The 14979-nt window shown below is 68.9% G+C and carries 17 protein-coding genes; 4 read left to right on the top strand and 13 right to left on the bottom strand.

Annotated features, from left to right (window positions below; translation table 11 throughout):
- Positions 1-83 precede the first annotated feature (83 nt).
- Positions 84-470, top strand: a complete 387-nt coding sequence (locus NAM01S_RS28305) for a hypothetical protein (RefSeq protein WP_067791019.1) — start codon at positions 84-86, stop codon at positions 468-470.
- Between the two features lie 45 nt (positions 471-515).
- Here NAM01S_RS28305 and NAM01S_RS28310 read toward each other — a convergent pair whose 3' ends face one another.
- The 4 genes from NAM01S_RS28310 to uraD all read right to left on the bottom strand — a co-directional run bounded on the left by NAM01S_RS28310 (position 516) and on the right by uraD (position 3724).
- Positions 516-1886, bottom strand: coding sequence for an 8-oxoguanine deaminase (locus NAM01S_RS28310; RefSeq protein ID WP_084483387.1), 1371 nt, complete (start codon positions 1884-1886; stop codon positions 516-518).
- Entirely contained in the window at positions 1874-2779 is a 906-nt protein-coding gene (gene pucL / locus NAM01S_RS28315; protein WP_067791020.1) for a factor-independent urate hydroxylase, read from the bottom strand. Before pucL ends, NAM01S_RS28310 begins: the two co-directional genes overlap by 13 nt.
- A gap of 2 nt (positions 2780-2781) precedes the next feature.
- Positions 2782-3099: a hydroxyisourate hydrolase gene (uraH, locus tag NAM01S_RS28320; protein ID WP_067791021.1), complete on the bottom strand. Its 318-nt coding sequence runs from the start codon at positions 3097-3099 to the stop codon at positions 2782-2784.
- A gap of 121 nt (positions 3100-3220) precedes the next feature.
- Entirely contained in the window at positions 3221-3724 is a 504-nt protein-coding gene (gene uraD / locus NAM01S_RS28325; RefSeq protein WP_067791077.1) for a 2-oxo-4-hydroxy-4-carboxy-5-ureidoimidazoline decarboxylase, read from the bottom strand.
- Between the two features lie 172 nt (positions 3725-3896).
- Here uraD and NAM01S_RS28330 point away from each other — a divergent pair, with 172 nt between their 5' ends.
- Entirely contained in the window at positions 3897-4523 is a 627-nt protein-coding gene (locus NAM01S_RS28330) for a nucleotidyltransferase family protein (protein ID WP_067791022.1), read from the top strand.
- Positions 4523-5563, top strand: a complete 1041-nt coding sequence (locus NAM01S_RS28335; RefSeq protein ID WP_067791023.1) for an XdhC family protein — start codon at positions 4523-4525, stop codon at positions 5561-5563. The genes NAM01S_RS28330 and NAM01S_RS28335 overlap by 1 nt, the downstream gene beginning before the upstream one ends.
- A gap of 13 nt (positions 5564-5576) precedes the next feature.
- Here NAM01S_RS28335 and NAM01S_RS28340 read toward each other — a convergent pair whose 3' ends face one another.
- The 4 genes from NAM01S_RS28340 to NAM01S_RS28355 form a co-directional block, all read right to left on the bottom strand.
- Positions 5577-6671 carry an ABC transporter substrate-binding protein gene (locus NAM01S_RS28340; protein ID WP_067791025.1) on the bottom strand — a complete coding sequence of 365 codons (1095 nt, stop codon included), beginning with the start codon at positions 6669-6671 and terminating at the stop codon, positions 5577-5579.
- 68 nt (positions 6672-6739) lie between these two features.
- Positions 6740-7537 carry an ABC transporter permease gene (locus NAM01S_RS28345; protein WP_067791083.1) on the bottom strand — a complete coding sequence of 266 codons (798 nt, stop codon included), beginning with the start codon at positions 7535-7537 and terminating at the stop codon, positions 6740-6742.
- A complete protein-coding gene (locus NAM01S_RS28350) occupies positions 7534-8280 on the bottom strand; it encodes an ABC transporter permease (RefSeq protein WP_067791032.1) in 747 nt (248 codons plus the stop codon). Before NAM01S_RS28350 ends, NAM01S_RS28345 begins: the two co-directional genes overlap by 4 nt.
- The gene (locus NAM01S_RS28355; protein WP_067791034.1) at positions 8277-9116 is read right to left on the bottom strand and encodes an ABC transporter ATP-binding protein; all 840 of its coding nucleotides are present in this window, start codon (positions 9114-9116) and stop codon (positions 8277-8279) included. The genes NAM01S_RS28350 and NAM01S_RS28355 overlap by 4 nt, the downstream gene beginning before the upstream one ends.
- 253 nt (positions 9117-9369) lie before the next feature.
- Here NAM01S_RS28355 and pnuC point away from each other — a divergent pair, with 253 nt between their 5' ends.
- Positions 9370-10104, top strand: a complete 735-nt coding sequence (gene pnuC / locus NAM01S_RS28360) for a nicotinamide riboside transporter PnuC (protein ID WP_084483388.1) — start codon at positions 9370-9372, stop codon at positions 10102-10104.
- Positions 10105-10285: 181 nt separating this feature from the next.
- Here pnuC and NAM01S_RS28365 read toward each other — a convergent pair whose 3' ends face one another.
- The 5 genes from NAM01S_RS28365 to NAM01S_RS28385 form a co-directional block, all read right to left on the bottom strand.
- The gene (locus NAM01S_RS28365) at positions 10286-11077 is read right to left on the bottom strand and encodes a DeoR/GlpR family DNA-binding transcription regulator (RefSeq protein ID WP_067791037.1); all 792 of its coding nucleotides are present in this window, start codon (positions 11075-11077) and stop codon (positions 10286-10288) included.
- A gap of 123 nt (positions 11078-11200) precedes the next feature.
- Positions 11201-11854, bottom strand: coding sequence for a TetR/AcrR family transcriptional regulator (locus NAM01S_RS28370; protein ID WP_067791039.1), 654 nt, complete (start codon positions 11852-11854; stop codon positions 11201-11203).
- A gap of 78 nt (positions 11855-11932) precedes the next feature.
- On the bottom strand, positions 11933-12829 hold the full coding sequence (locus NAM01S_RS28375) for a carbohydrate ABC transporter permease (RefSeq protein WP_084483389.1): 897 nt from the start codon (positions 12827-12829) through the stop codon (positions 11933-11935).
- A complete protein-coding gene (locus tag NAM01S_RS28380) occupies positions 12826-13692 on the bottom strand; it encodes a carbohydrate ABC transporter permease (RefSeq protein WP_067791086.1) in 867 nt (288 codons plus the stop codon). The genes NAM01S_RS28375 and NAM01S_RS28380 overlap by 4 nt, the downstream gene beginning before the upstream one ends.
- Before the next feature lie 16 nt (positions 13693-13708).
- Complete coding sequence (locus NAM01S_RS28385) at positions 13709-14959, bottom strand: extracellular solute-binding protein (protein WP_067791040.1); 1251 nt, start codon at positions 14957-14959, stop codon at positions 13709-13711.
- Between the last annotated feature and the right edge of the window lie 20 nt (positions 14960-14979).

Raw genomic sequence — 14979 nt, forward strand, 5'->3', positions numbered from 1 at the left:
GTTACCTCGATCGTCCTCCGCGGGCGCGACGAGGGCACCCGCGGCGAGCGGATCCCGCCGCGACCGGCGGAGGAGTTCGCGCGATGGCGATTACCGCTACCGAATGGCTGATAACGAGTGACGTCGCACTGGAGGCGGCGTTCCGGGTGGATCTTCCCGAACCGAGCAGGGGCAGCTGGGTGTTGTCCTACCTCCCGACCGATCGGCGGCTGACCAGGGAGCAGGCGCTGCTCGGCGTCGCGCTGGCGGAGATGATCCTCTTGGACCAACCGCACTCGGCAGCGCCCTTCGACCTCGAAGTCGGCCGACTGCACGCCGCGCAACTCGGGCTGACGCTGCACGACGTCATGTGCTTGCTCGCGCTGCGTGCCGACGGGAACGCCGATCCGCTGCCGTGCCCGCCGAACGCCACGGGCGATCGCGACTCCGCGCCCACCGTCGCGGAGGGGACGACAGTGTTCGCGGTCTGACGACGGGATCGGGCAGTCGACCCGATCCCGTTGTCGCCCAATGCTTCACCGAGTACCGGCGACGAGGGCGGTCTGGGCGCGCGTTACCGCGCGGCCCACCGCTTCCTCGTCCACCGTTCGCACCTCCCCGTCGCGCACCACCTCGCGGCCGTTCACGATCAGGGCGGCCAGCGGGGGCGGGGAACCGAGGATCAGTGCGGTGACGGGGTCGTCGATGCCGGCGTGGGCGGGGGTGTCCATGCGCCAGAGGGCCAGGTCGGCGAGTTTGCCGGGTTCGATGGAGCCGATCTCGGCGGCGCGGCCGAGGACCCGCGCGCCGCCCATGGTGGCCAGCTCGAGCGCGGTCCGCACGGTCATCGCGCGGGGGCCGTTGGCGGCGCGGGCGTAGAGCAGGGCGTTGCGGGGTTCCTCGATCATCGAGCCGGCTTCGTTGCTCGCGGCGCCGTCGACGCCGAGCCCCACCGCGACGCCGGCGGCGAGCAGGTCGGGAACGCGGGCGATGCCCGCGCCGAGGCGTCCGTTGGACGTGGGGCAGTGCACGACGCCGGTGCCGGTGCGCGCGATGGCGGCGATCGCGACGTCGTCGAGGTGGACGGCGTGCGCGTACCAGACGTCCGCGCCGAGCCAGTCGAGCCGCTCCAAATACTGTGCGGGCGTGCAGCCGTGAGTGGCGGCGCAGTAGTCCTGTTCGTCGAGGGTTTCGGCCAGGTGGGTGTGCAGGCGCACCTTTTCGGCCCTGGCCAGTGCGGCGGACTCGCGCAACAGGTCGGCCGTCACCGAGAACGGCGAACACGGCGCGAGCGCGATCCGGACCATGGCGTCGAAAGACGGATCGTGCCAGCGGGCGATCGCGTCGGCGCTCGCGGCGAGGACGGCGTCCAGCGATTCCACCACGGAGTCGGGCGGCAAACCGCCCGCGCTCGCGCCGAGGTCCATGGCGCCGCGACAGGGGTGGAAACGCAAGCCGACGGTCGCGGCCGCGGCGATCTCCGCGCCGAGCAGGTCACCGCCGCCGCGCGGGAACAGGTAGTGGTGGTCGGCGGTCGTGCTGCAACCCGTGCGCGCGAGGGCGACCAGCGCACCGGTGGCGGCGATCCGCACCGATTCCTCGTCGATGCCCGCCCAGATCGGATAGAGCGCGGTCAGCCAGTCGAACAGACCCGCGTCGGCGGCCAATCCCCTGGTGATCCACTGGTAGAGGTGATGGTGGGTGTTGACGAGGCCGGGCGTCAGCAGGCAGCCGCGGCCATCGATGCGCGGGGCGTCGAGCGCGGGCGCGGCGCCCGGCCCGACCGCGCCGATCCGGTTGCCGTGCACCACGACGTGGCCGCGCCGATACTCGGTGCCCGCCGCGTCAACGGTGGCCACCGCGCAGCCGTCGATCACGAGGGTCGCGGCCTGGCTCACGGCGCCCACGCCAGCCCGGCGTCCGGCGCGTCCGCGCGCGCCACCGTCGCCTCGATGAGGCCGTACGGGCGGTCGGCCGCGTAGTACACCTGGCCGCGGTTCTCGATGCCGAATCTGGCCAGGTCGTAGAGGAAGTGGTGCTTGTTGGGCGCGCTGAGGCGGACCTCGGCCAGCACCGGAAACGACTCCAGCACCGCTCTGCCCATCTCGAACAGCGTCTGTTGCAAGGCTTTCGAGTAGTGCGTGGCGAAGACCGCCACCAACCGCGCGCGAATCCCGTCGTAGGTCGCGTCCCAGTCCACGCCCTCGGTGGTGGCGAAGCGCCAGCGCGCGAACAACGAGGTGGCCAGCATGCGTTCGCGGGTCGGCTCCAGCACGGTGAACTCGTCGGTGAGGAAGTCGGCGAACTCGGATTCGGTCGACTTCAGGATGATCAGATCCCGGACGCCGCCGATCACCCACGCGCGCTGCGAATCTCCCGTACCCGCGACGGTGATTCGCGCCGTGCGCACCTCCGGACCCTGCCGCGTCCAGGTGAAGTCGTGCTCGGCGCCGTCGACCGAAACCCGTTGCCAGGCATATTCGTCCACCTCTACGGTGGCGCTGTCGACCGGCTCGATGGTGTCGACGAAATGCCGGGCCAGCGCCAGCGCGTAATCCTCGACAGATTGCAGGCCCGGCTTCTTCGCGTAGGCGTAGGCGGTCTGCTTCTGGCTGTCGGTGGGCAGCACCTTCGACTGGTCGCCCGCGGTGTAGGCGGCGGCGAAATCCCCGCGCAGCACCGTGGTGACGTTCACGTCGCGGATCTCGTGGCGCGGACCGTCGCGGTAGATCCGGACGATCCGGTTCTCCGCCTTGCCGTATCGGTTGTCGGTCAGCACGATCGGGCCGGACAGTGTCATGCTCAGCTCCCTCGGTAGGTGGAGAAGGCGTACGGCGAGAGCAGCAGGGGGACGTGATAGTGCCGCTCTTCGGCTACCACGAACGAGATCGAGACCTCCGGGTAGAAGGTGTCGATTCGCCTGTGCCCGAAATAGGTTCCGGTGTCGAAGACGATGCGGTAGACGCCCGGCGCGAGTTCGGCGCCCAGTCCGCCGATCCGGCCGTCGTCGTCGGTCGCGCCCGCACCGAGCAAGGCGTCGCCGGAATACAGGGTGACCGCCACGTCGACGGCCGGTAATCCGTGCACCGCATCCAGGACGTGCGTGCTCAAGGTACTCATGCCTTCACCTCCGGCATCACCTCGTGCCGGAGCACGACTCGCCCACTGCGTTCGCCCGGCTGACGCGCGACTCCGGCATACGCGCCACGCGCCGACATATGATCCGCCCCAGCTCGCTCGCTCATGCCAGCCCTGCCAGCATCCGCCGCAGCCGGATTCGATTGATCTTCGCCAATTCCGTTCGCATTACAGCCCTTTCGGTAGCGGGATCGTTGCGCAGCCTGGCAGTGAGAAGGTCGAGCAGTTCCGCGCCGGATCTGCCGGTGGCGCAGACGAGATACCGGTGCCCGAAGCGCTGTTCGTAGGCGCGGTTGCCTTCAGCGAGCGCCGCGCGCACCGCGTCGGTCGCCTCCGCCACGCCGGATTGCTCGCGGCCCGAGGTCGTGTCGTCCGTCCGCTCGCCGATGCGCGGATGCCCGGCCAGCGCGCGGTCGATCTCGTCCTCGGGGAGTGCGGCGAGCACGGCGTCGGCGGTCTCGTACAGGCGCTCGGCGCTGCGGTACGGCCGCCCGGCGAGCATCCCGCCGACCCAGGCGGGCGAGGCGCAACAGGCGAGCAACGCGTCGGCGGCCGTCGCGTTGGACAGGGCGTTGAATTCGGTGATTCCGGCCGGCTCGTCCGTCATCGAACCAGCATCGAATACGGCGAGCCCGCGCGCCACCAGAACATCGTCGGCGTGTCGAAGGTCGCTGTCCGAGCGAAAGCCAGGATTCGGCGCTCGCGGTTAACCTCGCACCCCGGTTGTCCGGCACTTTCAGGTAACCCACCGGCAACGCACGCGGTCTAGCGTGGGACACGTGGTTGCATCGGAACGCGCCGGGAACGCTCCGGTCGCCCGCACGGGGTGCGCGGGCATCGTGCTCGCGGCGGGCGCGGGCACCCGCTACGGCCGTCCCAAGGCATTGGCCGAGGGCGGCGCCTGGCTGCGTGCCGCGGTGGACGCCCTGCGCGACGGCGGCTGCGCCCCGGTCATCGTGGTGCTCGGCGCCACCGGCCCCGCGCCGGAGACGGTCGGACTGCCCGCGGGCGCGGTGCCCGTCTGGGCGCCGGACTGGGCGACCGGCATCGGCGCCTCGCTGCGGGCCGGGCTGCGCGCGGCGGCGCGAACTCCTGCACGAGCCGTCGCGATCATGCCGGTGGACACCCCGGATGTCGGGGCCGACGTCGTCGCGCGGGTGCTCGCCGCGGAGCGGGCGGCACCGAGCGGGCTGGCCCGCGCTGTGTTCCACGACACACCCGGTCACCCCGTTGTGATCGACCACAAGCACTGGACCTCGGTGAGCGCCGAGGCGGCAGGAGATTCGGGAGCGCGTACCTATTTGTCCAGTAGAGACGATATGGTGTGCGTCACGTGCGACGATTTGGCGACGGGAAGGGATCGAGACTTCCCGGCCTCGACGCACGCTGATCGGAGCGGAAACTGATGCGCGACATCGTCGACGACCTCTTGCGGGTATGGCACTCGGGCCGGATCGGTGGCCTGGCCACCGTGGTGCGGACCGTGGGTTCGGGGCGGCTGCCGGTGGGCACAGCGATGCTGGTCGACGCCAACGGCGCCGTGTACGGATCCGGACTCGGCGGCTCGGTGGAGACCGCGATGCACGAGGCCGCGGTGACCGCGGCACGCACCGGGCAGCGCGCCATGCATCGCCTACCCGTGCCGCCCGGCGAACCAGGCATGGAGGCGGGCGGCATGATCGACGTCTTCGCCGAGCCGTTCTCCCGGCGGGACTTTCCCGAATTCCCCACTGTCGCATCCGAAATCGCGGCGCACCGGCGGGTTACGGTGTTCACCGTGGTATGGAACCCGGACCCCGACGTGATCGGCCAGCACCTGATCACCGGTCAGCGACACAACACCGAACTGGTCGCGCTTCCCGAATCGGACGTGTTCATCTCGTCCTTCGCCCCGCCGCCGCGACTGATCATCTTCGGCGCCAACTCCTACGCAGCGGCGCTGACCGTGCAGGCCAGACTGCTCGGCTACCGCGTCACCATCTGTGATTCGCGCGAGGAGTTCGCCACGCCGGAGGCCTTCCCCGGCGCCGAAGTGGTGGTGGACTGGCCGCACCGCTACCTGAACACCCTTTCGGCCGCGGGCGAAATCGACTCCACCACAGGCATTGTCGTGCTGGCGCACGATCCGAAGTTCGAAATCCCGTTGCTCACAGTCGCTTTGCGCTTGCCGGAGCTCGGCTACCTCGGTGCCGCGGGCTCTTACTCGGCGCACGTCCGGCGCCTGGACGATTTACGGGCAGGCGGTTTCGACGAGGCGACGCTCTCACGCCTGCACTCTCCCGCGGGCCTGGACGTCGGCGCGAGCACGGCGGCCGAAACCGCCGTGGCCATCGCCGCCGAACTGCTGGCCGCCCGATCGGGCCGGTCGGGGCGTCAGCAGTCCGGGAACGCCGAGGTGATCCACGCCGAGCAGGCGTTCAGCGCGCGGGCCAGCGTCGGGTTGTGACGCGGCGGAACGCTCAGTCCTTCAGGCCGGGATTCTCCGCGTAGACCTCGCGCAACACCGAGAGGTCGAACAGCTGGTCGGCTTGGATGTCGATCTTCGCGGTGCGCAGCGCGGCGATGTTCTGTTCGATCAGCGCGTCGGTCATGGTGAGCAGACCGTTCGCGGCGGTGTCGGCGGAGACCACCAGGTCGTTCTGCGCGATAGCCTCCTGGGTCTGCTCGGCTAGGTCGAGATTCAGGTCCTTGCCGTACGTCTCGACCGCGAGGCGCGCCGATTCGGCCGGTGCGGCGACCGCGTCCTTCCACCCCCTGATCTCCGCCGTGAGGAACGCCTTCAGCTTCTCGCGCTCGTTGTCGATGGTGGACTGCTTCACCGTGAGCGTCTCCGCGACCAGCGGCAGGCCGAAATCGGCGAACAAGAAGTGCGCGTTCGGAAAACCCTTGGCGGCGAGCGTGATCGGCTCGTTCGTCACGTAACTGACCCAACCGTCCACCTCGCCGTTGGCCAGCGGCGTCGGGTCGAACTGCGCGGGCACGATGGTCACATCGCCCGGCTTCATGCCATTGGCGGTCAACAACGCGTTGAAGATGAGCTGATTGGTGTCCTGCACGCCGATCTTGCGGCCCTTCATGTCCTGCGGGGAGTTGATGGGCTTGGCCGCGGAGCTGACGATCGCGAACGGATTCTTCTGGTAGGTGGTCGCGACGATCTTGGCGGGCAATCCCTCGAGGATCGCGGGCGCGGTGGTCTGCGGCGCCGAGAGCCCGAGCCACACCTTTCCGGTGTCGAGCCCGGCCTCCACCGACGTGCTCGCCGCGCCGCCCGCCAGCAGATTCACCGAGCCGAACCCGGCCTCCCGGAAATAGCCGCGCGAATCGGCGAAATACTCGCCCGCGAATTCGATGTTCTTGATCCAGGACAGCTGGATCGCGACGGTGCCGTAGCGCGAGCCGTCCGGCGTCGAGCCGGTCGACGAGCCGCCCGCGTCGTCGCCGCAGGAGGCGAGCGCGCCGACGCCGCCGAGCGCGGCCCCGGTCAGTGCCGAATAACGAAGAAAGGACCTGCGGTTCAGGTTCGCCCCGAACGAAGAGCGTTGCGCGGGTGTCATGGACCGAATTTAGGGGGATTCGGTTTCGTTTTCTTTTCTTTCAGGTTCCCAACACCGAATCGCGACGATCAACCGCGCCCGGCATCCGGGCCGAACCGGGCCAGCACCAGGTTCTCGACGACGCCCACGATCGCGTACAGCAGCACCGACACCAGGGTGACGATCACGATGGACGCCCACAGCTCGTTGTACCGGAACGTGGGTATCGCACGGATCAGACTGGCTCCGAGACCTGTTCCACTGCCGAGCCATTCGCCGATCAAGGCACCGATGAGCGCGCCGGGCACCGAGATTCGCGCCGCCGCGAACACCGCGGGCAACGCCGCGGGAGCCGCCACCATCCGCAGCGCCGTCCAGCGTGAACCGCCGTACGCCGCGATCAGTTCCATGGCCTGGCGGGGCGCGCTGCGCAGTCCGGTCGTGATCATCACCAGAGCCGGGAAGAGCACGACGATCGCGGCCATCACGGTCACTCCGCCCGGCCCGCGGCCGAACACCAGCACGATGATCGGCGCGAGCGCCACCAGCGGCACCGAACGCAGCAGCATGGCCACCGGCATGAACGTGTGCTCCACGGCGCGGAACGACACGAACAGGGCGGCGAGCGCGATGGCCGCCGCCATGCCGACGCCGAAGCCGAGCGCCGCGTCGCGCAGCGTGATCTGGAGGTTGTCGAGGATGGCCGCGCGCGCTTGCGGTGCGCCGGGCGAGGTAACCAGATAGCGCCACACATCGCCGGGAGTCTTGCCCACCCGCGGACCCACCTGCGGGAAGGCCGCCAGGAACGCCCACCAGATGACCAGCATCAGCAGCAGCGAGGTGACGAGCGGGAACAGGAACCCGCCGAGGCGACGCAGGACGGTCATCGCACCTCCTCCCCGGTCCATGGCGTGACCAGCCGCGCCACCAGCGCCACGATCGAGTAGCCGAGACCGGCCAGCGCCGCGGCGGCCAGCGCCATCCCCCAGGTACGCGGCACGTTGTAAGCGGTCTGCGCGGCGGTCAGCGCGACACCGATCCCGCTGTCCACGCCGCCCAGATACTCCCCGATGATCGCGCCGAGCACGGCCGAGGGCGCGGCGATCTTCAACGCCGCGAGAGTATTCGGCAGCGCGGCGATCAGCTGAACCCGGTAGAGGCGTTGCCAGCGCCCGCCGCCGTAGACGTGCACCAGCTCTAGACTCGCCCGATCGGCCGAGCGCAAACCGGCGAGACTGCCGACCATCGTGGTGAAGAAGCAGTACATCGCGGCGAGGAACACCGTCGGCGTGCGTCCGCCGAAGACAACCAGGATGATCGGGCCGAGCGCGAGCAGCGGCGTGCAGTAGGACAGGATCGCCAACTGGGTGGCCAGCGATTCGAGCTGCGGTATGAGCGCCACCGCGACCGCGAGGCCGATGGCCAGCGCGTTGCCCCAGAGGAAGCCCTTCAGCGCGCCGATCGCGGTGATCTCGAAGTTCGGCCCGTACAGCTGCCAGCCGTCGGTGTACATGGTGTGCAGAACCCGCCAGGGGCTCGGGATGGTGCCGCCCGCGAGGTCGAGCGCCGCGGCGAGCCACCACACCCCGGCGAGGCCGAAGATGCCGAGCAGTCCACCGAGCCGCTTCACGACGGACCGCCCGCGTCGAGCGCACGGTCGCCGCGTTCGAGGGCGACGCCGCCCGCACCAGTCTTGCCGAACAGCAGTTCGGAGAGATAGTCGGACAACTTGTGGAACTGCGGGGTACGCATCATCTCCGGCAGCCGCGGCCGCGGCAGATCGATCTCCACCAGCCTGAGCACGCGGCCCGGGCGCGGGCTCAGCACCGCCACCACGTCGGAGAGGAAGACCGCCTCGGCGATGCCGTGCGTGACCATCAATGTGGTCGCGGGCTTCTCCGTCCAGATCCGCAGCAACTCCAGATTGAGCTTCTGCCTGGTCATGTCGTCCAGCGCGCCGAAGGGCTCGTCGAGCAGCAGCACAGTCGGCTGCACGACCAGCGCACGCGCGATGGACACGCGTTGCCGCATGCCGCCGGACAACTGCGCGGGTTTGGCCTTCTCGAAGCCCTCCAATCCCACCAGCGCGACGAGGTCGGCGATCTGCGCGGGATCCGGTTTCAGACCGGCCACCTGCAACGGCAGCTTGATATTGGATTCCACCGAGCGCCACGGCAGCAACGCCGCGTCCTGGAACGCGATGCCGAGTTCGTGGCGGCCACGCAGTTGCGCGGGCGTCTGGCCGTCGATCAGCGCGGTGCCCGCGGTCGGTTCCTCCAATCCGGCCAGAATCCGCAGCACGGTGGACTTTCCACAGCCGGAAGGACCGAGGAGCGACAGGAACGCGCCCTGCTCGGTATGCAGATCCACTCCGTCCAGCGCGTGCACCGTGCGCCGCCCGGCGCGGAAGGACTTGCTCAGCCCGCTGATGTGGATACCGGTCCCCCCGGCGTGCTCGGTGCTCATTCGGTCACGATAGAAGGACCCGATTGCACCGATATTGCATTTCGTGGGCCCAGATTGCGCAATCGTTACGCGCCGAGGGCATTTCACCGTCGGCCCTGCGGATGCGCCGTCCGTGCCATGGATATCCAGGCGTGCGCGCACCGGACACCCGGCGTCGCCGGTCCGGATACCCAGGCGTCCGCGCACGGACCCCGGCGTCCGCGTCCACGCACGGGCATTCGGTATGACGGCGAGCCGAACTCGTCGTCCGCGGATGAGATCGCGCACAGCGCTGGTTGCACACCAGGTGGACCCGCTCAGCACACTGCTCGACGCCGAACTGCACATCGCGGGCTCGGCGATCCTCTGGCGTGAGGTCATCGGCAACGGGTTCGGACTGGCCGCCGCGGTGGGCGGCATGCGGCGGCGGGTGTGGGCGTGGCCGGTCGGAATCGCGGGCAACGCGCTGCTGTTCACCGTGTTCGTCGGCGGCTTCTTCAACACACCGCAGCAGTTGAACATGGCCGGGCAGGCCGGGCGGCAGCTCATGTTCATCGCGGTCAGCGTGTTCGGGTGGTGGCAGTGGCATCGGCACGCCCGCCTCGGTACCGGGCTCGAGCACCGCGGCGTGGTGCCGCGCTGGGCCACCGCCCGCGAACGATGGCTGCTGGTCGCCGCCATGCTCCTCGGCACGGTCGGTTTCGCCCAGTTGTTCGCCTGGATCGGCTCCTACGGCCCATGGGCGGAGGCCTGGATCTTCACCGGCTCGGTCCTCGCCACCTACGGCATGGCCCGCGGCTTGGCCGAGTTCTGGTTGATCTGGATCGCCGTCGACATCGTCGGCGTCCCACTCTTGCTGAAGGCGGGCTACTACCCGTCCGCCACCCTCTACCTGATCTACGCGGGCTTCGTCGCCTGGGGTTTCGCCGTCTGGGTCCGCGCCATGCGCACCGAATCGGCGCGCACGGCATCCGTCCCGGTGGCCGCCGGGCAGGGTGCGCCCGATTGATCCCGCCCGCGAGCGACCCCGCCCATGACAGCCGGACCGAGCACGGCCGACCGATCCGCGAGCGCGCCCGCGGCATCCATACCCGTGGCGGCCGGAGAGGGCGCGTCCGACCGACCACGTCCGCGGATCGCCGCCCCGTTGCGTGACGCCGGTCGACGCCTCGACAGGCCGGTTCGCGGAACTACACCAAATCCACGCGGACGCCCGCGGCGCGGATGGCGGCGACGGCGGAGGCGTCGGCGCGGGTGTCGGTGACGAGGACGTGCACCTGGTCGATTCCGCAGATGCGGGCGAGGGCGGAGCGTTCGAGTTTGTCGGAGGTGGCGACCACCATGACGTGGCCGGAGCGGCGCACCATCTCGGTGGTCACCCCCGCCTCGTCGATGTGCCTGCACTGCGCGCCGCCCTCGGCGGAGATGGCGTTCACGCCGAGAATCAAGGTGTCCAAACGCAATTCGGCGAGGGCGCGCTCGGCGAGTGGGCCGTGCAGTTCGTAGGACTCCCGGCGCGCCACGCCGCCGAGACAGATGGTGCGCAGGTGCGGGCGCAGCACCATCTCGCCCGCGATGTTGAGCGCGTTGGTGACGATGGTGAGCTGGTCGTCACCGGAGTTGGCCAAATCCGTGCGACCCGCGAGCGCCCGCGCCACCGCCGTGGTGGTGGTGCCGCCGTTCATGCCGACCACCGCGGTCGGGTCGACCAGCGCGGCGGCGTGCTCGGCGATGCGCTGTTTGGCCTCGCCGCCGGTCTGCCGGTAGCGGGCGGGCAGGTCGTAGGCGACCGTGGTGGCCACGACACCGCCGTGGGTTCTGGTGGCCAGCTGCTGTTCGGCCAGCGCGGTGAAGTCTCGGCGCACGGTCGCGGGCGACACCTGGAGCCGCTCGGCGGCCTCCTCCACGGAGAGCCGACCCGATTCGGCGAGCAGCTCGAGCAGCCGGTTCCACCGCTGCGGACGATCCGTCGGTCCGGTCATCTCACACCGCCCCGACCCGGACGACGTGCCGTTTCTGCTTGCACGCGAACAATCTGACCACAGCCACGATGCCAAACCGTAGAGATTCCACGCGCCGCTTGCCAACGTGAGCCGCGCGCGGACTCACTGCGCGGCGAGCCCGGAATTGACCACGTAGGCGATTTCCTCGCAGATGTCGTCCAGCGAGATCCGCGCGTCCGGCTGGGTGGTCTGCACCAGTTCCTGCGCCAACGAGTTCACCGCGCCGATCACCGCGAGCGCGAACAGGTCGAAGCGCCGCGGTTTGGTCTCGCCGCGTTCGACAGCGCGCTCGGCCTCGGCGATCAGCATCGACGAGATGCGCCCGCGCTGTGCTCTGCGCCATTCCTCCACCGCCTCGCTGACCCCGACCACTTCGACGTAGCAGACCCGCGCGGTCCGCCGGTCGGCACAGGTCACCTCGAGGTAGGCGCGGAAACCGGCGGCCACCTTGCTCGACAGCGGCTCGTTCGCGGTGCGCGCCAGCGCTTCCGAAGCACGGGCGATGGCCCGCGTGGTGATCCGATCCACCAGGGCGATCAGCAGGGCCTCGCGGCTGCCGACGTCCTCGTAGAAGCTGCGCGTGGAGACGTTCGCGAGGGTGCACAGGCGCTCGATCGAGGTGGTCGCGTACCCCTGGGTGCCGAACAATTCCAGGGCCGAGTCGATCAACCTGGTCCGCCGCTGCGCCACCCGCTGCTCCTTGGACAACCCCGCGTAGTTGCGGCCGTCCTTGGGAGCGCCGTCCTGCCGTGCCACCAATCGATGCTACCGCCGAAGGATGCCGCTCGCGGGGCTCGAGCGGCGGTCGGAGAAGGGCGATATCGCTGGGCGGCCTCACTTCACGCTGCCCGCGGTCAGTCCCGCGACCAAGCGCTTCTCGATGAGCGCGAACAGGATCACCACCGGCACGATGCCGACGGTCGAGATCGCGAACACGTACTGCCACGCGGTGTCGTACTGGCCGACGAACTTGGTCAGCGCCACCGAAAGCGGCTGATTCTCCGGCGTGGTCAGCACCACCAGGCTGGCCGCGAACTCGTTCCAGCAGGCGACGATCGTGAAGATGGTCGCGGTGACGATGCCCGGCCAGACCAGCGGCAGACTGACCTTGGTGAGGATCTGCCAGCGGTTCAGCCCGTCGAGCTGGGCCGCCTCCTCGATCTCCACCGGGATCGCGGCGAAGAAGCTGTGCAGGATCCACACCGCGAACGACAGGTTGAACGCGGCGTTCACCAGGATCATGGCCAGCCAGGTGTCGTTGATGCCCAGCGCGAAGAACTGCCGGATCAGGCCGGTCACCAGCACCGTCGGCTGCAACATCTGGGTGATCAACACCAGTCCGAGGAACACCGCGCGGCCCGGAAAGCGATGCCGCGCAGTGTGATACGCGGCCGGGATGGCGACGAGCAGCACGAGCACCGTGGCGCTCACCGCGATGACGACGGTGCTGACCATGTTGAACGGCAGCGGCGTCTCTGGGGTGTCCCACATCGTGGCGTAGTTGTCCGGATGCCAGGTCTGCGGCAGATAGGTCGGTGGGATGCGCAGGATTTCGGCTCGGCTCTTCAGCGAACCGAGCACCATCACGACGAACGGCGTCAGGAAGATCAGCGCGATCACGACGCCGATCGCCGTCAGCTCCCAACGTCGGCGCTTCGCTCGTACCGGCGCCTCTTTCGGTGCGGTGGTGGCGTTTTGGGACGGCACGCGCACCTCTGTCTCGGCGGTCATGCGTCGACCTGCCGCGTCGGCCGGACCAGTTTCACGTAGATCGCGATGATCACCACGATCAGCGCGAAGTTCAGCACGCTCATCGCGGCGGCGGTGTCGACCTGCTGGTTCTGCCGGATCAGCTTGAACGTCAACGTCGTCGTGGTGTCCGCGGAGAAGCCCGCGATGCTTCCGGTGACGACTTGCAGGATCGGCAGCGAATTGAACACGTTGATGATGTTGATGACGGTGGCGACGGCGATGGCCGGGCGCAACTGCGGCAGCGTGAGGTAGCGGTAGCGCTGCCACGGACCGGCGCCGTCGACCCGGCCCGCCTCCTCGATCTCGGCCGGAATCGATTGCAGCCCCGCCAGAATCGTGTAGGTCGTGAACGGAATCGAGACGAACACCGCGACGCCGATCGCCACGAGGAAGGCCTGCGTCGGCTGCTTGGTGAACCCGTAACCGCGCTCGAGCAGCCCGATGTCGACGAGGAACCGGTTGGCGATGCCGACGTCGGGATCGAGCATGTAGTAGAAGATCGTCGTCGTCATCACCACCGAGGCGGCCCACGGCACCAGGATGGCCATCCGCACGGCGGTACGTCCGGGAAAGTCCTTGTTCAGGAACTGGGCGAGCCCGGCGGAGAGCACAAGGGTGATCAGCACGACGCTGACCACCCAGACCACCGTGTGCGCGAGCACCGTGCCGAGTTCGCCGATGTCGAACAGAGCGCGGAAGTTCGCCAGCCCGGCGGGCCCTCGGTCCTGACCGTAGGCGCTGAGATCCCTGGTGCTCGTCCACAGCATGTAGCCGACCGGGAACGCGACGATCGCCACGATCAGCAGCAGGGCGGGCCCGAGCCACGGGACCGCCCTCAGCATCGCATTGCGCCGCACGCTATTTCGCTGCTTCCTGAATGCGGGCCAGTACCTGCGCCGGGTCGGCGCCCTGCGCGATGGTGCCCATCTGCTGCCGGATGGCGCCCTGCGCCGCAGCCCATTTCGGATTGTTGCTCGGGTAGAACTTGGCAACGGGCAGCGTCGCGGCGAACGCCTTGGTGACCGGGTCCTGCGCCAGTTCGGCCGCGCCGCTCTGAGTGATCGGGATGAAGCCCTCGTGCTTCACGAAATTCGCGTACACGCTCGCGGAGTAGAAGTGGTCGAGGAACTTCTTGATCGTCTCGGTCTTCCTGCCGTCCTTCTTGAAAGCCATCAGGTGATCGGCGACGCCGAGGGTCACCGGCTGGCCGGATTTGGTCGGCGACGGCGCGGTCGCGTACTTCAGCTCGGGATTCTTGGCGGCGATCTGACCGATGGTGGGCGGCAAGCCCTCGATCATGCCGACCTTGCCCTGGATGAAGGCGTTGATCACGTCCTTGCGGTCGGTCGCGCCCGGATTCGGTTGCGTCGCATTGGCGTCGATGAGCGTGCGCATGGCGCGCACACCTTCCAGGTTGGCCGGGGTGTCGACGGTGATCTCGCCGCCATTGGACCAGTCGCCGCCCGCTCCGAAGGTCCAGATCGAGGTCTCGCCCTGCGCTTCTTCGCTACCGAGCGGCAGGCCGTAACCCGAGACGCCGTCGCCGAGCGCCTGAATCTTGGCCGCGGCCTCGGTCAGCTCGGCCCAGGTCTTGGGCGGCGCGGCGACACCGGCGCGCGCGAACAGATCGGTGTTGTAGAACAGCGTGCGGGTGGAGGCGAACAGCGGTAGCGCGTACTGGGTTCCGTCGAGCGAGGCGTTCTTCGCGAAGCCGGGCTGAATGTCGGCGAGCACCTGCGGGGAGACGATTTCGGCTGCGGGGTACAGCATTCCGTCGCCCGCGAAGCTGGCGTAGGCGTCGATGTTCAGGATGTCGGGCGTGGTGGAGGGCGACTGGAGCTTGGTGCGCACCACGTCGTTGATCGAGTTCCAGGACTCCAGCTGGAGATTCACCTTCAGGCCGGGATTCTGTCGTTCGAAATCGGCGATGATCCCGTCCCAGAGCGCCTTGGTTCCGGTGGCGCCGTCGCTGTAGACGGGGGCGAGGAAGTTGATCGTGGTGTCGGAGTCGGCGGAATCGTTGGAGCCGAAGCCACACGAGGCGACCGCGACGGCGAGGCCGGTGGCCAGCGCGGCGCCCGTGAGCAGGCGGTGGAGTGGTCGTTTCACGAAGCGAACCTTTCGAATCT

This window comes from Nocardia amikacinitolerans NBRC 108937 (assembly GCF_001612615.1).
Lineage (GTDB): Bacteria > Actinomycetota > Actinomycetes > Mycobacteriales > Mycobacteriaceae > Nocardia > Nocardia amikacinitolerans.